Source organism: Enterobacter sp. CFEC122 (genome assembly GCF_052983755.1).
Genome location: NZ_JBRIQR010000007.1, coordinates 138936 through 160037, shown reverse-complemented (window position 1 = coordinate 160037; position 21102 = coordinate 138936). Strand labels below are relative to the sequence as shown.

The following is a 21102-nucleotide window of genomic DNA, read 5'->3' as shown; positions in this document are numbered from 1 at the left end:
AATCCACGAATGTAGGCCGGGTAAGGCGAAGCCGCCACCCGGCAATCGGCCGCATTTACCCGAACAAATGCTCCGCATGGAAACGGAGATGATCCTCAATAAATGACGCGATGAAGTAATAGCTGTGATCGTATCCCGGCTGAATGCGCAGCGTCAGCGGCCAGTCTTTCTGGCGTGCCGCTTCTGCCAGCACCGCAGGCTGCAGCTGACCGGCGAGGAACTGGTCCGCATCACCCTGATCGATAAGGGTAGGAATGGCTTCTTCAGCTTTGCTGGCCAGCATCAGCGCGCAGCTGTCCCATGCCTGCCATTTTTCCGCATCCTCACCCAGATAGTGTGTGAAGGCTTTCTGCCCCCACGGCACCTGCGTTGGGTTCACAATTGGCGCAAATGCCGACACGCTGACGTATTTCCCCGGATTTTTCAGCGCCATGATGAGCGCCCCGTGTCCGCCCATTGAGTGGCCGCTGATCGCGCAGCGCTCGCCAACCGCAAACTGCGACTGCACCAGCGCAGGAAGTTCATCGCGAAGGTAATCATACATGCGGTAGTGGCGCGCCCAGGGCTGCTCGGTCGCATTGAGATAAAACCCGGCGCCTTTGCCCAGGTCGTATCCGGCATCGTCGGCCACATCGTCGCCACGCGGGCTGGTGTCTGGCATCACCAGCGCAATGCCCAGCTCGGCGGCAATACGCTGCGCGCCCGCTTTGGTGGTGAAGTTTTCGTCGTTACAGGTCAGGCCGGAAAGCCAGAACAAAACCGGCGGGTTTTCCGTCGGGGGCAGGAAAATGCTGAACGTCATTGCACAGTTCAGAGAGGTGGAGTCGTGCCGCCAGCGCTGCTGTCGACCTTCAAAACAACGGTGCTCTTCGAGCAGTTCCATGCAGGGCTCCTTAATGAGAATGCGTATTCATAAAACCCATAATACAGCCTTTTCATTGACCTGTGAGTAACTTTCACTTTCGCCAGGCGGCGAGATGCTGCATCATAAATTTACTTTTCTTTAACAATTGGAGCGATCATGGCGCTGCGTATTGCGCTCAGTGGGTTTGTCGTTCTGGTGGTGGCGATGGGGATAGGGCGCTTTGCCTTTACGCCTCAGGTACCGCTGATGATTGCTGCCGGGCAGCTTACGCTGACCAGCGCGGGTCTGGTGGCGGCGATGAATTATCTGGGCTATCTGGTGGGTGCGTGGGATGCGATGCGTGCGCACCGCTTCGTTGAAACGCGCCTCTGGCTGGGCATCACCGGCGCGGTGGCGCTGACGCTGCTCTCCGCGGCGGCGGAGAACGCCGTCGTGCACGGCATGCTGCGCTTCGTGATTGGCTGCATGAGCGGCTGGTCGATGGTACTCATTGCCGCCTGGACCAACGAACGGCTGGGGCAGCTGGGTAAACCGGGCCTGAGCGCTGCGGTGTTTGCCGGACCGGGGGCGGGCATTGCCCTGAGCGGGCTGCTCGCCGTCTATATTCAGGCGAAGTCCCTGTCGGCCGGGGCGGCATGGCAAATCTACGGCGTGCTCGCGCTGGTGCTGATTGCGCTGGTGGCGCGCTACCTGCCGCGATCCGGGCAGCTCCATCGACCCGGCTCCGCGCCGGAGCCGCTGGTGCTGACGGCGGATTTAACGCGTCTGGTCTGGAGCTACAGCCTAGCCGGGTTTGGCTATATCCTCCCGGCGACCTTTCTGTCGCAAATGGCGGCCGTGCGTTTTCCCGGCAGCCTGTTTGCCCAGTTTGTCTGGCCGATTTTTGGTCTCGCTGCCGTGGTGGGCATTGGGCTCAGTATTCTGTTACGCCATACCTCAACGGCTAACCGCAGGCTGGCGATCGTACTGTGGTTACAGGGCGCAGGCGTGCTGGCGGCCTGGCTGCTGCCGGGGATTGGCGGGCTGCTGACGGGCGGGCTGCTGGTGGGCGGCGGCTTTTTGTGTGCCGTGCAGCTCTCTCTTTTATACGGCCGCGAGCTGGCGCCAAACCACACGCGTTATATGGCAGGCCTGCTCACCACCGGGTATGCGATTGGGCAGTTGATTGGTCCGGTCACCTCGGCGTTATCAACCTGGCTTACCCACCGGCTGGAGCCCGCGCTGGGGCTGGCGGGCATTGCGCTGTTCGTTGGAGGAGCGCTTGTCTGGAATCGTCACGCTGAAAGGCAACAGCAATCGCAATAATTATCGTCGTGAATACTGGATTATGTGCGCCGCCTCACGCACAATGAACGCATACTTTTGCCACAACGAGGGCAAAAGACGCCACACCTGCAGGAGAACAAAATGTCATCACTCAGTAAAGAAGCTGCCCTGGTCCACGAAGCCCTGGTTGCGCGCGGTCTTGAAACGCCACTGCGTCCGCCCGTACAGGACTTGGACAATGAAACCCGCAAGCGTCTGATTGCCGGTCACATGACCGACATCATGGAGCTGCTGAATCTCGATCTGAGTGACGACAGTCTGATGGAGACGCCGCACCGCATCGCGAAAATGTACGTCGACGAAATTTTCTCCGGCCTGGATTACGCCAACTTCCCGAAAATCACCGTCATTGAAAACAAGATGAAAGTGGATGAGATGGTAACGGTCCGCGATATCACGCTGACCAGCACCTGCGAACACCATTTCGTGACCATCGACGGTAAAGCGACCGTGGCGTATATCCCTAAAGACACGGTGATTGGCCTGTCGAAGATCAACCGCATCGTGCAGTTCTTCGCTCAGCGTCCGCAGGTGCAGGAGCGCCTGACCCAGCAGATCCTGACCGCGCTGCAAACGCTGCTGGGCACTAATAACGTGGCCGTCTCTATCGACGCGGTTCACTACTGCGTGAAAGCGCGCGGCGTGCGCGATGCCACCAGTGCGACCACCACAACCTCGCTGGGCGGTCTGTTTAAATCGAGCCAGAATACCCGCCAGGAGTTCCTGCGCGCCGTACGTCACCACAACTAAGTCTGACAGGGCAGGAACCATGGAGCGAAACGTCACGCTCGATTTTGTTCGCGGCGTCGCCATTCTCGGTATCCTGCTGCTTAATATCACCGCCTTCGGTTTGCCGAAGGCGGCGTATCTCAATCCCGCGTGGTATGGCGACATTACCCGCAGTGATGCCTGGACCTGGGCAATCCTCGATCTCTTTGCGCAGGTCAAATTCCTTACGCTCTTCGCCCTGCTGTTTGGCGCAGGCCTGCAGCTTCTCCTCAAACGTGGTACGCGCTGGATCCAGTCGCGCCTGACGCTGCTGGTTATCCTCGGTTTTATCCATGGCCTGTTCTTCTGGGACGGCGATATTCTTCTCGCGTATGGGTTAGTCGGGCTCATCTGCTGGCGCCTCATTCGCGATGCGCACAGCGTTAAAAGCCTGTTCAACACCGGCGTGATGCTCTATGTCATGGGGCTTGGGGTACTGCTGCTGCTGGGGATGATCTCCGGGGAGACGACGAATCGTGGCTGGATCCCGGATGCCGCTAACCTGCAGTACGAACAGTTCTGGAAGCTGAAGGGCGGTACGGAAGCGATAAGCAACCGCGCGGATATGCTGGGGGATAACCTCCTCGCGCTGGGCGCGCAATACGGCTGGCAGCTGGCGGGCATGATGCTGATGGGCGCGTCACTGATGCGCACCGGCTGGCTGAAAGGGGAATTCAGCCTGCGTCACTATCGTCGCACAGGCGCCGGTCTGGTGCTGCTCGGCGTGCTGATTAACCTCCCGGCGGTGATAGCGCAGTGGCATATCCACTGGGATTACCGCTGGTGCGCGTTCCTGCTCCAGGTGCCGCGTGAACTGAGCGCGCCGTTCCAGACCATCGGCTACGCGGCGCTGATCTACGGCTTCTGGCCCTCGCTTTCTCGTCTGTGGATGGTCAGCGCTATCGCCTGCGTGGGACGCATGGCGTTAAGCAATTACCTCCTGCAAACGCTAATCTGCACCACGCTTTTCTATCGCTTTGGCCTGTTTATGAAATTCGACCGCCTTACGCTGCTGGCGTTTGTTATTCCGGTCTGGGCAGTAAACCTGGCGTTTTCTGTGCTCTGGCTACGCTATTTCCGCCAGGGACCGCTGGAGTGGGTATGGCGTCAGTTAACCGCACGTGCTTCAGGGATATCATTGAAAAATACATCCAGATAACGATCTGGATCACAATCATTAACAAAACGGATGTAAGCGTTTTCATGACTGTGAGCTTCTTCACGTAGTCCCCTTTCTCTCGCTGCCAAAATAGCCACCTTGCTAAACACAGGGGGTGTCTGTGAGTTGCTGCAATCCTTTGAAGGATGGTGAATATGATCACCATTCGTGACGTCGCCCGTCAGGCGGGCGTTTCTGTGGCTACCGTCTCACGCGTGCTGAACAATAGCGCGCTGGTCAGCCCTGAAACCCGAGAAACCGTAATGAAAGCCGTGACCCAGCTCGGGTACCGGCCAAATGCCAATGCCCAGGCGCTTGCGACGCAGGTCAGCGACACCATCGGCGTGGTGGTGATGGATGTCTCGGATGCCTTTTTCGGCGCACTGGTGAAAGCGGTCGATATGGTCGCCCAGCAGCATGAGAAATATGTCCTGATCGGCAATAGCTATCATGAGGCGGAAAAAGAACGCCATGCCATTGAAGTGCTGATCCGCCAGCGCTGTAACGCCTTGATTGTCCATTCAAAAGCCTTAAGCGATGAAGAGCTAACCGGATTGATGGAGCAGATCCCGGGCATGGTGCTGATCAACCGCATCGTCCCCGGCTATGCCCACCGCTGCGTCGGGCTGGATAACGTCAGCGGCGCCATGATGGCCACGAAAATGCTCATCAATAACGGGCATCAGCGGATCGGTTATCTGGCCTCCAGCCACGCGATTGAAGATGACGAACTGCGGCGCGAGGGGTGGCAAAACGCCCTGAAAGAGCATGGCATTACGCCATCCGAGAGCTGGGTGGGGACCGGCACGCCGGACATGCAGGGCGGTGAAGCGGCGATGGTAGAGCTGCTGGGCCGCAATCTGCAGCTGTCTGCGGTGTTTGCCTATAACGACAGCATGGCGGCAGGCGCCCTGACGGCGCTGAAGGATAACGGCATTGCGGTGCCACAGCATTTGTCACTCATTGGTTTCGATGATATCCCGATTGCCCGTTACACCGACCCGCAGCTGACAACCGTGCGTTACCCGATTGCCTCTATGGCGAAACTGGCGACTGAGCTGGCGTTACAGGGGGCCGCAGGCGTGCTGGATCCGGGGGCAACACACTGTTTCATGCCGACTTTAGTGCGTCGCCACTCCGTCGCGGCCCGGCAAATTGTGGTTCCGATCACTAACTGATTACATGTGGTGATGTAACCGTTTTCAATCTGTGAGTAAATTCACAGTATCTTAACAAGGCGCTGACTATGATGTCAGCGTTTTAGGGGCTGAAACGCTATGTAACAGTGATTATTCACTTTCACTATAGCCAATGTGCCGCAAACAACGAATAAAACGCATTTCTGGAGCGTTACCGAACACGGAAGAGAGAAATTTTATAAGTGAACCTCGGCTGTCAGTAACGTTTTATTAACATCTGCCCGCCGCTCGTTATTCACAAGAACTACCCTGCATAAAAAAAACCGGAGATACCATGAATAAGAAGGTGTTGACCCTGTCTGCTGTAATGGCAAGCATGCTTTTTGGTGCAGCAGCGCACGCTGCGGATACCCGTATTGGTGTGACCATCTATAAATACGACGACAACTTCATGTCTGTTGTGCGTAAAGCGATTGAGAAAGATGCGAAAGCAGCGCCAGACGTTCAGCTGCTGATGAACGACTCCCAGAATGACCAGTCCAAACAGAACGACCAGATCGACGTTCTGCTGGCGAAAGGCGTGAAAGCCCTCGCCATCAACCTGGTTGACCCGGCTGCAGCAGGCACGGTTATTGAAAAGGCGCGCGGCCAGAACGTGCCGATCGTCTTCTTCAACAAAGAACCTTCCCGTAAGGCGCTGGATAGCTACGACAAAGCGTATTACGTCGGTACCGACTCCAAAGAGTCCGGTATTATTCAGGGCGATCTGATCGCGAAACACTGGGCGGCGAACCCGAACTGGGACCTGAACAAAGACGGTCAGATTCAGTTCGTGCTGCTGAAAGGTGAACCTGGCCACCCGGATGCTGAAGCGCGTACCACCTACGTTATCAAAGAGCTGAACGACAAGGGCCTGAAAACCCAGCAGCTGGCGTTAGATACCGCAATGTGGGATACCGCTCAGGCGAAAGATAAGATGGACGCGTGGCTGTCCGGCCCTAACGCCAACAAAATCGAAGTGGTTATCGCCAACAACGATGCGATGGCAATGGGTGCGGTAGAAGCGCTGAAAGCACACAACAAATCCTCTATCCCGGTATTCGGCGTAGATGCGCTGCCAGAAGCGCTGGCGCTGGTTAAATCCGGTGCGATGGCCGGTACCGTGCTGAACGATGCCAACAACCAGGCGAAAGCCACCTTCGATCTGGCGAAAAACCTGGCCGATGGCAAAGGTGCGGCAGATGGCACCAACTGGAAAATTGACAACAAAATCGTTCGCGTACCTTACGTGGGCGTAGACCAGTCCAACCTGGCTGAGTTTATCGGTAAATAAAAGAGTTAACTTGTCTTCACTGGGCGCAACGAGTTGCGCCCTTTTATAACGCGATATGCGAGGCCAACAAGGTATAATTATGGTCAGCACAACAACTCAGTCATCCGGTGAATACCTGTTGGAAATGAGCGGTATCAACAAGTCATTTCCCGGCGTTAAGGCACTCGATAATGTTAATTTAAAAGTGCGTCCTCACTCTATTCATGCCTTAATGGGGGAGAACGGTGCGGGTAAATCAACATTATTAAAATGTCTTTTTGGGATCTATCAAAAAGATTCTGGCAGCATTCTTTTTCAGGGGAAAGAGATCGATTTCCATTCAGCGAAAGAAGCACTGGAAAACGGTATCTCGATGGTTCACCAGGAATTAAACCTGGTGCTGCAGCGTTCAGTCATGGATAACATGTGGTTGGGGCGTTATCCCACCAAAGGTGTTTTTGTCGATCAGGACAAAATGTATCGCGACACCAAGGCGATTTTCGACGAGCTGGATATTGATATCGATCCGCGCGCCCGCGTGGGAACATTATCCGTCTCCCAGATGCAGATGATCGAAATTGCCAAAGCGTTCTCCTATGATGCGAAAATTGTCATCATGGACGAACCGACATCGTCATTAACGGAAAAAGAGGTTAACCACCTTTTTACTATTATTCGTAAGCTGAAAGATCGCGGCTGCGGCATTGTGTACATCTCCCACAAAATGGAAGAGATCTTCCAGCTGTGCGATGAGATCACCATCCTGCGCGACGGCCAGTGGATCGCCACGCAGCCGCTGGAAGGGCTGGACATGGACAAGATCATCGCCATGATGGTCGGCCGTTCCCTGAACCAGCGCTTCCCGGATAAAGAGAACAAGCCGGGCGAAGTGATCCTGGAAGTGCGCAATCTGACCTCGTTACGTCAGCCGTCTATCCGCGATGTCTCCTTCGACCTGCACAAGGGTGAAATCCTGGGGATTGCTGGCCTGGTGGGGGCAAAGCGCACCGACATCGTGGAAACCCTGTTTGGCATTCGTGAGAAAGCCGAAGGCACCATTACGCTGCACGGTAAGAAAATCAATAACCACAACGCCAACGAAGCCATTAATAATGGTTTTGCGCTGGTGACGGAAGAGCGTCGTTCGACCGGTATTTATGCTTATCTGGATATTAACTTTAACTCGTTAATTTCTAACATTCGCAATTACAAAAACAAAGTCGGGCTGCTGGATAATTCCCGCATGAAAAGCGATACCCAGTGGGTGATTGACTCCATGCGCGTGAAAACGCCAGGCCACCGCACCCAGATTGGTTCGCTGTCAGGCGGTAACCAGCAGAAAGTGATTATTGGCCGTTGGTTATTAACGCAGCCCGAAATCCTGATGCTGGATGAGCCGACCCGCGGTATTGACGTCGGCGCGAAGTTTGAAATTTATCAGCTGATTGCCGAGCTGGCGAAAAAGAATAAAGGGATCATTATTATTTCTTCCGAAATGCCGGAACTGTTAGGGATCACGGACCGTATTCTGGTTATGAGCAATGGTCTCGTCGCCGGTATTGTTGACACCAAAACGACAACGCAAAACGAAATTTTGCGTCTTGCGTCTTTGCACCTTTAAGATCAGGGGCTCCTCATGAGTGCGTTAAATAAAAAAAGTTTTCTCACTTACCTGAAAGAAGGCGGTATTTACGTTGTTCTTTTAGTCTTGCTGGCAATCATCATTTTCCAGGACCCTACGTTCTTAAGCCTGCTGAACCTGAGTAACATTCTGACCCAGTCCTCCGTGCGTATTATCATTGCGCTGGGCGTGGCGGGTCTGATCGTGACCCAGGGGACGGACCTTTCTGCCGGTCGTCAGGTAGGTCTGGCGGCGGTTATCGCGGCAACCTTGCTGCAGTCGATGGAAAACGCCAACAAGGTCTTCCCGGAAATGGCCACCATGCCGATTTTCGTGGTGATCCTGATTGTCTGCGCCATTGGTGCGGTGATTGGTCTGATCAACGGTATTATCATCGCCTACCTGAACGTGACGCCATTCATCACCACCCTGGGCACGATGATCATCGTTTACGGTATCAACTCCCTGTACTACGACTTCGTCGGTGCTTCGCCCATCTCGGGCTTTGACAGCGGCTTCTCGACCTTTACGCAAGGGTTTATCGCGCTGGGCAGCTTCCGCCTGTCGTATATCACCTTCTATGCGCTGATTGCGGTCGCCTTTGTCTGGATCCTGTGGAACAAAACGCGCTTTGGCAAAAACATCTTCGCTATCGGCGGTAACCCGGAAGCGGCGAAAGTGTCCGGCGTAAACGTCGCCCTGAACCTGCTCATCATCTATGCCCTGTCCGGCGTGTTCTACGCCTTCGGCGGGATGCTGGAAGCGGGCCGCATCGGCTCTGCAACGAACAACCTTGGCTTCATGTACGAACTGGATGCGATCGCAGCCTGCGTGGTGGGCGGCGTCTCCTTCAGCGGCGGCGTGGGTACCGTACTCGGCGTGGTGACCGGTGTGATCATCTTCACCGTCATCAACTACGGGCTGACCTACATCGGCGTGAACCCGTACTGGCAGTACATCATCAAGGGCGCCATCATTATCTTCGCGGTTGCGCTGGATTCACTGAAGTACGCCCGTAAGAAGTAATCGTCACTCGCCATACCCGGCCCGCTCACCGAGCGGGCTTTTTTATGCCCTATGCCAGATTTGACTCCTCCTGCGTCACAATCCGCTCAAACCAGTCGAGTTCACAAAGCTTGCAGGCGACCCACTGTTCGGAAAAGGCGTCGCCCAGGCTGTCGGTGAGATACTGACAGCGGGCGAAGGCCTCAATCGCCTCCTGCTGGAACAGCGGCAGTTCGGGTTGGTCGTGCTGCGGCTCAGGGAGATCCCCCTCGTCGATATGTTCCAGCCCGTACAGCATGCCAGTCAGGATAGTGGCCGCCACCAGATACGGATTCGCATCGGCCCCGGCCAGCCGGTACTCAATGCGACGATTGCCATCATCCGAACAGGGAATACGCAAGGCGGCGGAGCGGGTGTTATAGCCCCAGGAGTTAAAGACGGGTTCCGTCAGGTTTTTACGCAGGCGACGAAACGCGTTGACCCCCGGCGCAAGAATGGCGACGGAGGCGGGCATCAGCGCCAGCTGGCCCGCGATGCACAAGCGCATCATGCTGCTCAGCGCGTTCACCGGGGAGGCAAAAACGTTTTCGCCACGGCTGTTGTTCAGGCTGAAATGGATGTGCAAACCGCTGCCGGAGAGCTGGCTGAACGGCTTAGCCATAAAATTGGCCTGAAGACCGTGCTTTTCAGCGACATAGCGGGTCAGGCGGCGCAGGGCCAGCACGTTATCACAGACCTCTACGACGCGCTGGCTGTGCTTCAGGTTTAATTCGTACTGTCCGGGCTCGGCTTCCGCTACCACCCCTGACAGCGGGATGCGCTGCAGGTGCGCCAGCTGTTCCAGCTCGTCAAACAGCGCCGCATGCGCCGACGAGGTATCCATGTGAAAACAGCCCTGATTTTGCGGATCGCGATCGCCCTGTCCCGTCAGATAGAACTCGATTTCCGGGGCAATCACCGGGAAGAGGCCGTGCTGGTGGAAGCGGGCCACGACGTTCTGCAGTATCGCGCGCGGCTCAAGCGGGCAGGGGTTACCGTCGCTGTCCTTCATCGTCAGCAGGATCTGCGCCGTGTGCTCCGGATCCTGCGGACAGGGACGCAAAGAGCCGGCGACAGGGACGCACAGCCGGTCGGGTTCATCATAAAGCGGGGCGGCGATGTTTCCCTTCTGGTCCATGGAGTAGACGGAAAGCGGAAAATAACAGCCTTTTTCCAGGCTCAGCATGCTCTCTACCGAGAGGCGCTTGCCGCGCATCGTGCCGTTGATATCGTTCAGGTAAACGTCAACATGTTTCGTCTGCGGGTAACGTTCTAGATAATCGGCCACTTCCACGGCAACGTTGTGCTGCAGGGCGTCAATTTTTTCATCCAGCCAGAGGCCAGAATTAAGTGCGCCAGGGAGTGATAAGCCGGGAAAGTTAAAGTACGGGCGGAGACTTTTGAGGAAAAACGCATTCATTATCGAGTTCATAGTCATTCTTCAATGAAGCCGTAGCGGCAGTGAACTCAGCTTAAAAGAGCCGACGTAAAGGGGAGATAAAAAGCGTCAGGCCCGGCGTAAAGAAAGTATAAAGGCGGTCCCGTTATTTCTCTTTTTTCTGCATATCCAGCAGCTGCTCGGGCGTGACGGCTGGATAACCCTGCGCGTCTTCCGGCACTTCGTGCATCGCCGGAATCGGCACCAGCGGGCCTAAAAAGCGTGGTTCGCGCTTAAAGATATACAGATCGGCCAGGGCACCAAAGCGGGCGCCGAACTCGCGGACGCGCACGCTCAGCATATCTTTTGGTGACGGCACCGCGTAGCACTGCGCCTGAATGCCCATGTGCAGGGCGATAAACAGCGCGCGCTCGCAGTGGAAGCGCTGGGTGATGATGATGAAGTCGTTGGTGTCGAAGACCTTGCGCGTGCGGACGATGGAGTCCAGGGTGCGGAAGCCCGCGTAGTCGAGCACGATATCGGCAGGATCCACGCCCGCGGCAATCAGGTCCTTACGCATCGTCACCGGCTCGTTATAGCTTTGCAGCGCGTTATCGCCGCTCAGCAGCAGGTAGTTCACCTTGCCGCTGTTGTAGGCGTTCAGCGCGCCCTGAATGCGGTAACGGTAATACTGGTTGATGACGCCGGTGCGGTAGTACTTGGCGGTGCCGAGCACCACGCCAACCTGACGATAGGGCAGGTCCTGCAGGTCGTCAAAGATATAGGGGGCGGTTTTCCAGCTCATCCAGCGGTCGAGGCCGAGCACGATCAACAGCAGTATGCCGACCAGGACAGACAGGCTGTAAAAAACGCGCTTTAACATGCAGATGGCTCGTACCGAAGGTGAAATTTAACTCAGGCTACTTTACCCGCCTGGTTAGCGCAAGAAACAGCGACTCAACTGAGGGGTTTTTCAACAAACTGGCGGGCATTTCTGCCCGCCGGAAGGGTTACGCCAGCAGCACGCGGTCAATCGTCGTACAGCCCAGCGCTTTAAGCGTTGCGGCAGTGGCATCCCACTGAATCAGCGGCGCATCAGCAATTTCTGCCAGAATAGCGCGCTGAATGTCAGGATAATCATAGCCGTTCAGGCTCAGCAGGTTGAGTGCGCCCTGCAGCGGCGGCAGCGTTGGGTTAAACGCGGCGTTTTCCGCATAGCTGCCGGTGAAGATTCGGCCATCGCGACACTGCAGCGCCACGCCGCTCGGGGACCTGCTGTACGGCGTGTGGCTCTTGTTGGCGGCGGCAATCGCCGCCTGGCTCAGGTCATCGCCGGACAGGGCGAAACCGTGGTCCTGCTCGTCCATCAGCAGGGTTTTGATCTCCAGATCTTTCGGGCCAAACGCGTCAGGCAGGTAATCCGCCAGCGTGTGCGGTGCGCGACCCGGCAGGTTGATGCGCAGCTGCAGCCCGCTGTTCAGCTCGTTCATAAACTGACGGCAGTGGCCGCAGGGGGTGTAGTTCACGGTAATGGCGCTCAGCGCTTTTTCACCGCGCAGCCAGGCGTGGCTGATGGCGCTCTGCTCGGCGTGAACGGTTTGCTGCATGGTTGCGCCCAGGAACTCCATGTTGCCGCCGAAGTACCAGGTGCCGCTGACGCCGCGCGCAATGGCCCCGACGTTGAAGTGGGAGAGATCGGCCCGCGCGCAGGCGGCAGCCAGAGGAAGCAGTGCGAAAGCCAGCGCGTCTTCGTCCAGTCCCGTTGCCTGTTTCAGCATCGTGACCTGCTCTGCGGTCAGCAGGGCGGGGAAGTGCGCATCTGCCAGAACGGGAGCAAGGGCTGACTGCAAATTCTCTGCAAGCTGGGCGAAAGCAGCTTGAAAACGTGGGTGCATGGCGTTTGCCTCATAAAGGTTAATGGATCGGTAGTTTACGGAGCCGTCAGGGCTTTATATGTGATCCACTTCTCATTATGTATGCAACTTATGAAATCAAAATGAAATTTGCGCGACGCATCGCAAATTTTAGCCCATCACTGCCAGAATCAGCGGGAAAATGAACGGGGCCAGCAGGGAGGTAATAATCCCGCAGATCACCAGCGCCAGGGAGCTAAACGCCCCTTCCTGATAATCCAGCTCCGCGCAGCGGGCAGTACCCAGCGCGTGCGAGGCGGTGCCCATCGAGAGCCCCCGTGCCGCCTTAGTATGAATACGCATCGCGTTCAGCAGGGTGTGGCCAAACACCGCGCCGAGAATACCGACGAAAATGACGCACATCGCGCTGATGGCCGGAATGCCGCCGAGGCTGCCCCCAACCGCCATCGCGATAGGCGTGGTCACCGATTTAGGCAGGATTGACGCCGCAATCTGTGGGGAAGCGCCCATCAGCAGCGCCACCGACGTGCCGGTGATCATCGCCACCAGGCTACCCACAAAACAGATGGTAATGATGGATTTCCAGCGGGCGCGGATCTGGTGCAGTTGCTCATATAAAGGGAACGCCAGCGCCACGACGGCGGGCTGCAGCAGGTCGTTTAAGATTTTGCTGCCGGCAAAGTAGCGTTCGTAAGGAATGCCGGTGAGCAGCAGGAACGGAATTATCACCACCATCGCCACCAGCAGGGGGTTCAGCAAGGGCATTTTGAAACGCGCGGCAAGCTTACGTGCGGCGAAAAAGACTGCAAGGGTGAGCGGCAGGGACCACCAGATATTGTCCATCATTTTTTTGTTTTCTCCCCAATCACGTTACGTTCGCCATGCACCAGATGTGAACTCCAGCTCACCACCAGGAAAACCACCAGCGTACTCACCGCGCAGGAAACAACAATCGGGCCGAACTGGGCTTTGAGCAAATCAAAATACTGCATGACCCCGACGCCGATAGGCACGAAAAGCAGCGCCATATAGCGAATGAGGACGAAGCAGCCGGGGTTGACCCACTTTGCAGGCAGGATTTGCAGCGCCAGCAACACGAAGAGGATCAGCATGCCGATAATGCTGCCGGGAATGGTGATGGGCAGCAGCGACGCGATGAAAATCCCGGCATACAGGCAGGCGTAAATCAGGACGAATGCGCGCAGATATTGCCAGATAATGTTCAATGATTTGCTCATGGTGATAGTCCTTGCTGAAACGCATTCATCATACAATTAAACCTAAAAATGTGCCACGGATCACATCATGAATTTTGAGCATACCAGACATTCCGGAATGGAACGTCCGGTATCACCTTACTGGTGCAGGCTAGAGTTTAGAGGAAAGGGGTTGCGCTGGCGAAGTAACGCGCCAGAGAAGGCATCAGCGTCAGGCGGTCAGCTTATCGAGAAAAGAAAACAGCACCTCGTTCATTTCGCGATAATCATGCGAACGGAGTTTTTCCGCCGTTTCGACAAAACGGAATTCACCCGCGCGGCGAAGGTCATTCTGCGAATGCTCAATCAGCAACTCTACCACCTCCGGCGTTAGCTCCATATGGCACTGGAAACCGTAAACCCGTTCGCTGTATTGCACGATCTGGCGGGGACAGCCCTCGCTGTAAGCCAGAACCTTAGCCTGCGGCGTCAACCCAGGCATGTCGTTATGCCAGTGACCGACGTTCAGCACGCTGCCAAAGTCTTCAAATAGCGGGTTCGCCTTGCCTGCATCTGTGAGCCTGACGGGAAATTTGCCGATCTCTTTTTCCGGGCTGTGGCAAAACGCGGCGCCCAGCGCTTCGCCGATAAGCTGTGAGCCCAGACAAACGCCTATCACCGTTTTACCTGCCTCTATCGCGCGGCTGATGAGTGCCTTTTCCGCCTGCGCATCAAACCAGGGGCATTCCTCACGCGTGGTGGCGGGGGATTGCGGGCCTCCCATGATGATAAGCTGGTCTGTGTGCCCCAGTTCCTCAGGTAATGAATCGCCCTGATACACTCTGGTGTAGCTCAGACTGCAGCCGCGACTTTTCCCCCAGATTTCATAGGCGCCTGGCGCCTCGAAATGTTCATGAATAATAAAATGGATGTGCATTGCGTCTCTCTCCGGTTACGTGTACAAGCAGCATCATAAGAGGAAGGGGGGAATGTGAAATGCCAACCGTTATCGATAAAACGCCAATTCACGACGATGCCATCGGATGGTCAAGAGGGGCAATTCGCTATACGCGCGGCGAAGTCGATCCGCCTCACCAGCATTCGCAGGGACAACTTTTGTTTGCCATCAAAGGAGTCATGCTGGTCGAAACCGGCAGCAAACGCTGGGTCATACCGCCGCAGCGCGCGCTGTGGATCCCTCCCTTTCAGGAACACACCTACAGCGTGCTATCCACAACGGAGCTCCGCGCGGTCTGGTTTAGCCCGACGCTGATATCGCAATGCGAGCCTTTTAAGCGGAAAGACGAGGTTCACGTGATTATGGCCACAGCGTTGTTCAAAGAGCTGATTGCCGGGCTGTTCAGCGCGGAATACCGCCCGGCAAGCCAGCGCAGCATGGCCTTTTTGCTGCTCGATATCCTCAGCGAGACGCAGCAGATTTCGACCGAACTGCCGATGCCCGTGGATGAGCGCTTACATCGCGTGGCCTGTGACCTCATTGCCAACAATCTCTGGGATCTCTCTCTGGAAAGGCTGGCGGAACGGGCCGCGATGTCAGAACGCACATTTTCACGTGCGTTTATCAACGATACCGGCTTTAGCTTCCGGGCCTGGCGACAGCGCGCAAGGATTTGTGCCTCGCTGGATCTCCTCGCCAACGGATACCCGGTTAAGCAGGTGGCCTGGATGCTGGGGTTTTCCGGCCCGGCGGCATTTGCGGCGGCGTTTCGCGCCATTGTTGGGGCAACGCCGGGTGACTTTCTGCCTGAACAGAAGCGCTTCCCAGCGATATAGAGAGCGGCTACTATAGCGCGTCTTTTTTCACAGGTACTGCTATGCGTGTTTTACTGGCCCCAATGGAAGGCGTGCTCGACTCCCTCGTGCGCGAGCTTCTGACCGAGGTGAACGACTACGATCTCTGCGTGACGGAGTTTTTGCGCGTGGTCGATATGCTGTTGCCGGTAAAATCCTTCTTCCGGCTTTGCCCCGAGCTGCACAACCAGAGCCGAACCTCTTCCGGCACGCTGGTGCGGATTCAGCTCCTCGGCCAGTATCCTGAATGGCTGGCGGAAAACGCCGTCCGCGCGGTTGAGCTGGGCTCTTACGGGGTGGATCTCAACTGCGGCTGTCCGTCGAAGCTGGTGAACGGCAGCGGCGGCGGGGCGACGTTGCTGAAAGATCCTGAACTGATTTACCGCGGCGCGAAAGCCATGCGTGAGGCCGTGCCCGCGCATTTGCCGGTGACGGTTAAGGTGCGGCTGGGGTGGGACAGCGATGCCCGACAGTTTGAGATCGCCGATGCGGTGCAGCAGGCCGGGGCCACCGAGCTGGTGGTGCATGGCCGCACTAAAGAAGATGGCTACAAAGCCGATCGCATAAACTGGCAGGCGATCGGTGAGATCCGCAAACGCCTCTCCATTCCGGTGATCGCCAACGGCGAAATATGGGATTACGAGAGCGCGCAGGCCTGTCTGCAGGCCACCGGCTGCGATGCGGTAATGATCGGCCGCGGCGCGCTGAATGTGCCCAACCTCAGCCGGGTGGTGAAATATAACGAACCGCGTATGCCGTGGGCAGATGTCGTCACGCTGCTGCAAAAATACAGCCGTCTGGAAAAGCAGGGCGACACCGGTTTGTATCACGTCGCGCGTATTAAGCAGTGGCTGAGTTATTTACGCAAAGAGTACGATGAAGCGCTGGAATTATTTCAGGAGATTCGTACTTTACAGACGTCGGCTGATATTGCGCGGGTGATTCAGTCCAAATAATAAGCGTTAAATTGCTCACATTTTTTTAAAACAGAAAACAGTTCAGGTTTTCAACGTGGCGCGACGGTGTTAAGGTGCCACTGTTTTCAACGCAGGATTGTGACTGGTTAACAGGCAAAACCTAAGCGTTCCACAGCATTTTCGCTGTGGGGCGCTTAGGTTTTTTTTTGCCTGTCATTTACGCAGGAGAGATATTAGGCTTAGCGCTTTTTACTGATTTTAAAAAAAATGAAATATCGACAGGAAATAGAAAAATTTCCTGCGGCCGGTTACGCACTCAATACTCAATCACAGGTTGTTATCATGGCATATAAAAATAAACTCTATGCGTTCGCCTTATTGGCGATATCCCCGCTGTCGATGGCGCAAGACTGGAACGGTACGGTATTAGGGTTGGAAGCTCCGCCGGAGCCTGTGCTGGGCGAAATGCTCGGCATACGTAAAATCCTTAACGATAACGGTTTTACCTATAACCTCGGATACCTGAATGAAATTGGCTGGAACGGCGGAGGCGGATATAACCACGACTCCCACGTGGCCTATATTGACCAGTTCGCGCTGACCTTCAACCAGGATCTGGAGCGCTGGACCGGTATCCCGGACGCGCGTATCGAGGGGAACATCGTCAACCGCAACCACAATGACGATCTCACCACCAAACGCGTGCAGGACCCGCGCGTCAACTTCAACGATCTGACCCAGGAGAGCTGGGGCGGGCAGTCGATTACCCGTCTGGGCTGGCTGACCTTTGCCCGCAGCTTTGACGACCGGCGTCTGACCTGGCGCATCGGGATGATGAACAAGGTGCAAACCTTCGATCAAATTATCCCCTGTGATTTCCAGCTGCTGTCCCAGTGCGGCGGGAAGTCAGCCAACTCGCTGACCTGGAACAACTGGAACGTACACACCTGGGGCACCACGCTTGCCTATAAACTCACGCCGACGCTGACCTTAAAAGGCGGTGTGATGGAGCAGAATCCGCAGGCCGCCAGCCGCAGCCATGCCTGGAGCTGGTCGACGAAGGGCAGCAAAGGGGTCTTACTGCCGGTTGAAATCGAAGCGCGTCCGCTGATTAACGGCTTGCCGGGCGCGTACAACCTGGGCGTGGTGTTTACCAACGCGCCGCAAACCGATCTCTATCGCGGCAAATCCGGCGGGGCGGGCGCGACGGACCCGGACGGATTCGATACCCACAACCGGACCTGGTTCATGTACGCCGGGCTGAACCAGCAGCTTACGCAGCATCAGGATGACCCGAATCGCGGGTTGAGCTCCTCGTTCAGCATGAGCCTTGCGGATCAGAGCACTAACTACATGCATCAGGTTTATGCCGCCTCGCTGCGCTACCGCGGACTGTTTGATGCGCGACCGGAAGACTGGATTGGCTTTGGCTTAACCTGGATTGATATGAGCAGCCAGTACGCCCGCAACCAGCGTTACCTGAACAGCCTGAGCGGCGTGAGCGACTACAACAATCCGGCCTGGCACCCGGTGCCGGGCCATTCCCTGAACGGCGAGTTTTACTACCGCTTTCGTCCGGTGTCATGGCTTGAACTGCAGCCGGGCATTCAGTACTGGCACCATCCCGGCGGGGTCAGTCGCACCCAGGATGCCTGGGTCACCGAGCTGAAAACGGTGGTGACCTTCTGATATCACGGTAGCAAGTTCGATCCGCGTCACGTTTCTGACGCGTGACGCATTGAGGCTACGAATGAAACTGTTAGAGTGCCAGAACTGGATTGTTACTGCTTAGGCAGGCAAAACCTGATTTTCTGGCATCTGCCGGAGGTCAGGTTTTTTTGTTTCTGGGGTTCAGATGAAAATCGCCAAGATACTCAATAATAACGTGGTGGTTGTTCAGGATGAGCGCGGGCGCGAACAGGTGGTGATGGGCCGTGGGCTGGCCTTTCAGAAGCGCGTCGGTGAAGCGCTGGATACCGCGCTGGTTGAAAAGGTGTTTGCGTTACAAAGCGATGAACTGGTGCGTCGGCTTGGAGAACTGCTGAGTCAGATTCCGCTGGAGGTGATGACCACCTGCGACCGCATCATCGGGCTGGCGGCGCAGCGGCTGGGCAAGCTGCAGGAGAGCTTGTATATCACCCTCACCGATCACTGCTACTTTGCGATTGAGCGGCAGAAGAACGGGTTGGCCATCAAAAACGTGCTGCTGTGGGATATTAAACGGCTGTATCCGAAGGAGTTTGAGTTAGGGCAGGAGGCGCGGGCCATTATCGCCAGACGCCTTAACGTCGAACTGGAGGAGGATGAGGCCGGTTTTATCGCGCTGCATCTGGTTACCGCGCAGCTTAACAGCGAAATGCCGGAGGTGATGCACGTGACGCGGGTGATGCAGGAGATCCTGCAGCTGGTGAAGTATCAGCTGCAGCTTGAGTATGACGAAGAGTCGCTCAGCTACCAGCGTTTCGTCACCCACCTGAAGTTTTTTGCCCAGCGGATGCTCACCCGCACCGTGGTGGAAGATGACGATGTCTCGCTGCATACCGCAGTCAAAGACAACTACGCGAAGGCGTGGAAATGCGCCGAGAAAATCGCACAGCACCTGAATAAAAGCTATCAGCGTGAGCTGACAACCGAAGAGATTATGTTCCTCGCCATTCATATCGAGCGGGTGAGAAAAGAGGGGCGTTAAGCCTCAAAACAGGATTGTTACTGCATCACGCAGGCAAAACCTGAGCGCGGCCTTCGTCAGAAGGTCGTTCTCGGGTTTTTTTATTTTTGTACTCAGTCAACAGGTGCCTGCGGGCATCGGATGTAAGGAAATCGAGATGGAATACCAGGCGTTAGCGAAGGATATTCTCGGCCACGTTGGCGGAAAAGAGAACATCGTCAGTCTTGTGCACTGCGCGACCCGGCTTCGCTTCAAACTGAAAGAGAATCAACGGGCGGATGCGGAAGGGCTCAAGAAAAACCCGGGCGTGATCATGGTGGTCGAAAGCGGCGGCCAGTTTCAGGTTGTGATTGGCAACCACGTTCACGACGTCTGGCAGGCAGTGCGCAATGAAGCAGGCCTGACCGACGACGCCCCTGTCGTGGAAGAGAAGGGCGAAAAGGGGAACCTGCTGGGCCGCCTGATTGACATCGTCTCCGGGATCTTTACCCCATTTATTGGCATTCTGGCCGCGTCCGGTATTCTGAAGGGGCTGCTGGCGCTGGCCGTGGTCTGCGGCTGGCTCACGACCGAGAGCGGCACGTATAAAATCTGGTTTGCCGCCAGCGATGCGCTGTTTTTCTTCTTCCCGCTGGTGCTGGGCTATACCGCCGGGAAAAAGTTCGGCGGCAACCCGTTTATTACCATGGTGATCGGCGGGGCGCTCACCCATCCGGTGATGATTGCGGCATTTAACGTCAGCCAGCAGCCGGGGGCGGTATCGGAAGCCTTTTTGGGCATCCCCGTCACGTGGTTCAACTACAGCTCGTCAGTGATCCCGATTATTCTCGCCGCGTGGGTCAGCTGCTGGCTGGAAAAACAGAGCACCAGGCTGCTGCCTTCCTCGATGAAAAACTTCTTCGCGCCGCTGATCTGTCTGGCCGTGACCGTGCCGCTGACTTTCCTCGTCATCGGGCCGCTGGCGACCTGGCTGAGCCAGATGCTGGCGAACGGCTATCAGACTATTTACGTTCTGGCACCGTGGCTGGCGGGCGCGGCGATGGGCGCGCTGTGGCAGGTCTGCGTTATTTTTGGCCTGCACTGGGGGCTGGTGCCGCTGATGATCAACAACCTGGCGGTGCTGGGGCATGACTCCATGCTGCCCATGCTTTTGCCTGCGGTGTTTGGCCAGGTGGGGGCGGCGCTGGGCATTTTCCTGCGTACCCGCGATGCGCGTCAGAAAATGCTGGCCGGTTCATCCGTGACGGCAGGTATTTTTGGTATCACCGAACCCGCAGTGTATGGCGTAAACCTGCCGCTGCGCCGTCCGTTTATCTTTGGCTGCGTGGCTGGCGCTATCGGTGGGGCGATTGTCGGCTTCAGTGACACCCACGTTTACTCCTTCGGCTTCGCCAATATCTTTACCATCGCCCAGATGATTCCGCCGGGCGGCGTGGACGCCACGCTGTGGGGAGGCATTATCGGCACGGTGGTGGCGCTGGTGCTGAGCTGCGGCCTGACGCTGCTCGCCGGTATGCCAGGAAACACCGCGCCAGAGAATGTGGTCTCCGCGGGCGAAAACGATGTGCTATCGCCGATGACCGGTACCGTTCTTGCTCTCGACCAGGTGCCGGATACTACGTTTGCCAGCGGCCTGCTGGGCAGCGGCGCCGCGATTATTCCCTCCGATAACAAAGTGGTTGCCCCGTTTGCCGGTGTGGTGGCTTCGCTGTTCCAGACCAAACACGCCATCGGCCTGCTCAGTAACAGCGGGATTGAAGTGTTGATCCACGTGGGTATCGACACCGTGAAGCTCGACGGCAGGCCGTTTACCGCCCATGTGAAGGTCGGTGACAAGGTGCAGCCCGGCGATCTGCTGTTGGAGTTTGACCGACAGGCGATTATCGATGCCGGATACGACCTGGCGACCCCGATTATTATCAGTAACAGCGACGAGTATCGCGAGGTGGCGACCGTGGCGGCAACGTCCGTCAATGCCGGTGCGCCGTTACTCAGCGTCAGTCATCAATAACAGGAGAACGTG

General features: G+C 56.5%; 18 protein-coding genes and 1 pseudogene. 12 read left to right on the top strand and 7 right to left on the bottom strand.

Features of this window, described 5'->3' with window-relative positions; genetic code table 11:
- Positions 1-55 precede the first annotated feature (55 nt).
- A complete protein-coding gene (fghA, locus tag ACVCAM_RS07430) occupies positions 56-883 on the bottom strand; it encodes an S-formylglutathione hydrolase (RefSeq protein ID WP_045334366.1) in 828 nt (275 codons plus the stop codon).
- Between the two features lie 138 nt (positions 884-1021).
- Here fghA and ACVCAM_RS07425 point away from each other — a divergent pair, with 138 nt between their 5' ends.
- The 7 genes from ACVCAM_RS07425 to mglC all read left to right on the top strand — a co-directional run bounded on the left by ACVCAM_RS07425 (position 1022) and on the right by mglC (position 9216).
- Positions 1022-2170: a YbfB/YjiJ family MFS transporter gene (locus ACVCAM_RS07425; protein WP_348581402.1), complete on the top strand. Its 1149-nt coding sequence runs from the start codon at positions 1022-1024 to the stop codon at positions 2168-2170.
- 102 nt (positions 2171-2272) lie between these two features.
- Positions 2273-2941 (top strand): GTP cyclohydrolase I FolE, encoded by a 669-nt coding sequence (gene folE / locus ACVCAM_RS07420; RefSeq protein WP_008500927.1) that lies wholly within the window; start codon positions 2273-2275, stop codon positions 2939-2941.
- 19 nt (positions 2942-2960) lie between these two features.
- Entirely contained in the window at positions 2961-4118 is a 1158-nt protein-coding gene (gene yeiB, locus ACVCAM_RS07415; protein ID WP_407223523.1) for a DUF418 domain-containing protein YeiB, read from the top strand.
- 155 nt (positions 4119-4273) lie between these two features.
- A complete protein-coding gene (gene galS / locus ACVCAM_RS07410) occupies positions 4274-5296 on the top strand; it encodes an HTH-type transcriptional regulator GalS (RefSeq protein WP_021241505.1) in 1023 nt (340 codons plus the stop codon).
- A gap of 295 nt (positions 5297-5591) precedes the next feature.
- Positions 5592-6590 carry a galactose/glucose ABC transporter substrate-binding protein MglB gene (gene mglB / locus ACVCAM_RS07405; RefSeq protein ID WP_008500923.1) on the top strand — a complete coding sequence of 333 codons (999 nt, stop codon included), beginning with the start codon at positions 5592-5594 and terminating at the stop codon, positions 6588-6590.
- A gap of 79 nt (positions 6591-6669) precedes the next feature.
- Entirely contained in the window at positions 6670-8190 is a 1521-nt protein-coding gene (mglA, locus tag ACVCAM_RS07400; protein WP_008500922.1) for a galactose/methyl galactoside ABC transporter ATP-binding protein MglA, read from the top strand.
- Between the two features lie 15 nt (positions 8191-8205).
- Positions 8206-9216, top strand: coding sequence for a galactose/methyl galactoside ABC transporter permease MglC (mglC, locus tag ACVCAM_RS07395; protein ID WP_008500921.1), 1011 nt, complete (start codon positions 8206-8208; stop codon positions 9214-9216).
- Between the two features lie 49 nt (positions 9217-9265).
- On the opposite strand, the gene ACVCAM_RS07390 is transcribed toward mglC, so the two are convergent.
- The 6 genes from ACVCAM_RS07390 to ACVCAM_RS07365 all read right to left on the bottom strand — a co-directional run bounded on the left by ACVCAM_RS07390 (position 9266) and on the right by ACVCAM_RS07365 (position 14619).
- Positions 9266-10654, bottom strand: a complete 1389-nt coding sequence (locus ACVCAM_RS07390) for a glutamine synthetase family protein (protein ID WP_407223807.1) — start codon at positions 10652-10654, stop codon at positions 9266-9268.
- Between the two features lie 124 nt (positions 10655-10778).
- Positions 10779-11495 carry an outer membrane permeability protein SanA gene (gene sanA, locus ACVCAM_RS07385; RefSeq protein ID WP_008500918.1) on the bottom strand — a complete coding sequence of 239 codons (717 nt, stop codon included), beginning with the start codon at positions 11493-11495 and terminating at the stop codon, positions 10779-10781.
- Positions 11496-11622: 127 nt separating this feature from the next.
- Positions 11623-12507, bottom strand: coding sequence for a cytidine deaminase (gene cdd, locus ACVCAM_RS07380; protein WP_032652748.1), 885 nt, complete (start codon positions 12505-12507; stop codon positions 11623-11625).
- A gap of 129 nt (positions 12508-12636) precedes the next feature.
- Positions 12637-13332, bottom strand: coding sequence for a CidB/LrgB family autolysis modulator (locus ACVCAM_RS07375; RefSeq protein WP_008500916.1), 696 nt, complete (start codon positions 13330-13332; stop codon positions 12637-12639).
- On the bottom strand, positions 13329-13724 hold the full coding sequence (locus tag ACVCAM_RS07370; protein ID WP_014884558.1) for a CidA/LrgA family protein: 396 nt from the start codon (positions 13722-13724) through the stop codon (positions 13329-13331). The genes ACVCAM_RS07375 and ACVCAM_RS07370 overlap by 4 nt, the downstream gene beginning before the upstream one ends.
- 190 nt (positions 13725-13914) lie before the next feature.
- Positions 13915-14619: a type 1 glutamine amidotransferase gene (locus ACVCAM_RS07365; RefSeq protein WP_407223522.1), complete on the bottom strand. Its 705-nt coding sequence runs from the start codon at positions 14617-14619 to the stop codon at positions 13915-13917.
- 59 nt (positions 14620-14678) lie between these two features.
- Between ACVCAM_RS07365 and ACVCAM_RS07360 the strand changes: the two genes are divergently transcribed.
- The 5 genes and pseudogenes from ACVCAM_RS07360 to bglF all read left to right on the top strand — a co-directional run bounded on the left by ACVCAM_RS07360 (position 14679) and on the right by bglF (position 21090).
- Complete coding sequence (locus ACVCAM_RS07360; protein ID WP_407223521.1) at positions 14679-15476, top strand: AraC family transcriptional regulator; 798 nt, start codon at positions 14679-14681, stop codon at positions 15474-15476.
- Positions 15477-15517: 41 nt separating this feature from the next.
- Positions 15518-16450, top strand: coding sequence for a tRNA dihydrouridine(16) synthase DusC (gene dusC, locus ACVCAM_RS07355; RefSeq protein WP_407223520.1), 933 nt, complete (start codon positions 15518-15520; stop codon positions 16448-16450).
- Positions 16451-16810: 360 nt separating this feature from the next.
- Positions 16811-18100, top strand: coding sequence for a carbohydrate porin (locus ACVCAM_RS07350; RefSeq protein ID WP_391524567.1), 1290 nt, complete (start codon positions 16811-16813; stop codon positions 18098-18100).
- Between the two features lie 166 nt (positions 18101-18266).
- On the top strand, positions 18267-19100 hold the full coding sequence (gene licT / locus ACVCAM_RS07345) for a BglG family transcription antiterminator LicT (RefSeq protein WP_023616723.1): 834 nt from the start codon (positions 18267-18269) through the stop codon (positions 19098-19100).
- 24 nt (positions 19101-19124) lie between these two features.
- Positions 19125-21090: pseudogene (gene bglF, locus ACVCAM_RS07340) on the top strand (PTS beta-glucoside transporter subunit IIABC).
- The last annotated feature ends 12 nt before the right edge of the window (positions 21091-21102 follow it).

Bases quoted from the DNA above. Each gene is read 5' to 3' on its own strand.
- fghA (WP_045334366.1), bottom strand. From the start codon at position 883: ATGGAACTGCTCGAAGAGCACCGTTGTTTTGAAGGTCGACAGCAGCGC.
- ACVCAM_RS07425 (WP_348581402.1), top strand. From the start codon at position 1,022: ATGGCGCTGCGTATTGCGCTCAGTGGGTTTGTCGTTCTGGTGGTGGCG.
- folE (WP_008500927.1), top strand. From the start codon at position 2,273: ATGTCATCACTCAGTAAAGAAGCTGCCCTGGTCCACGAAGCCCTGGTT.
- yeiB (WP_407223523.1), top strand. From the start codon at position 2,961: ATGGAGCGAAACGTCACGCTCGATTTTGTTCGCGGCGTCGCCATTCTC.
- galS (WP_021241505.1), top strand. From the start codon at position 4,274: ATGATCACCATTCGTGACGTCGCCCGTCAGGCGGGCGTTTCTGTGGCT.
- mglB (WP_008500923.1), top strand. From the start codon at position 5,592: ATGAATAAGAAGGTGTTGACCCTGTCTGCTGTAATGGCAAGCATGCTT.
- mglA (WP_008500922.1), top strand. From the start codon at position 6,670: ATGGTCAGCACAACAACTCAGTCATCCGGTGAATACCTGTTGGAAATG.
- mglC (WP_008500921.1), top strand. From the start codon at position 8,206: ATGAGTGCGTTAAATAAAAAAAGTTTTCTCACTTACCTGAAAGAAGGC.
- ACVCAM_RS07390 (WP_407223807.1), bottom strand. From the start codon at position 10,654: ATGAATGCGTTTTTCCTCAAAAGTCTCCGCCCGTACTTTAACTTTCCC.
- sanA (WP_008500918.1), bottom strand. From the start codon at position 11,495: ATGTTAAAGCGCGTTTTTTACAGCCTGTCTGTCCTGGTCGGCATACTG.
- cdd (WP_032652748.1), bottom strand. From the start codon at position 12,507: ATGCACCCACGTTTTCAAGCTGCTTTCGCCCAGCTTGCAGAGAATTTG.
- ACVCAM_RS07375 (WP_008500916.1), bottom strand. From the start codon at position 13,332: ATGATGGACAATATCTGGTGGTCCCTGCCGCTCACCCTTGCAGTCTTT.
- ACVCAM_RS07370 (WP_014884558.1), bottom strand. From the start codon at position 13,724: ATGAGCAAATCATTGAACATTATCTGGCAATATCTGCGCGCATTCGTC.
- ACVCAM_RS07365 (WP_407223522.1), bottom strand. From the start codon at position 14,619: ATGCACATCCATTTTATTATTCATGAACATTTCGAGGCGCCAGGCGCC.
- ACVCAM_RS07360 (WP_407223521.1), top strand. From the start codon at position 14,679: ATGCCAACCGTTATCGATAAAACGCCAATTCACGACGATGCCATCGGA.
- dusC (WP_407223520.1), top strand. From the start codon at position 15,518: ATGCGTGTTTTACTGGCCCCAATGGAAGGCGTGCTCGACTCCCTCGTG.
- ACVCAM_RS07350 (WP_391524567.1), top strand. From the start codon at position 16,811: ATGGCGCAAGACTGGAACGGTACGGTATTAGGGTTGGAAGCTCCGCCG.
- licT (WP_023616723.1), top strand. From the start codon at position 18,267: ATGAAAATCGCCAAGATACTCAATAATAACGTGGTGGTTGTTCAGGAT.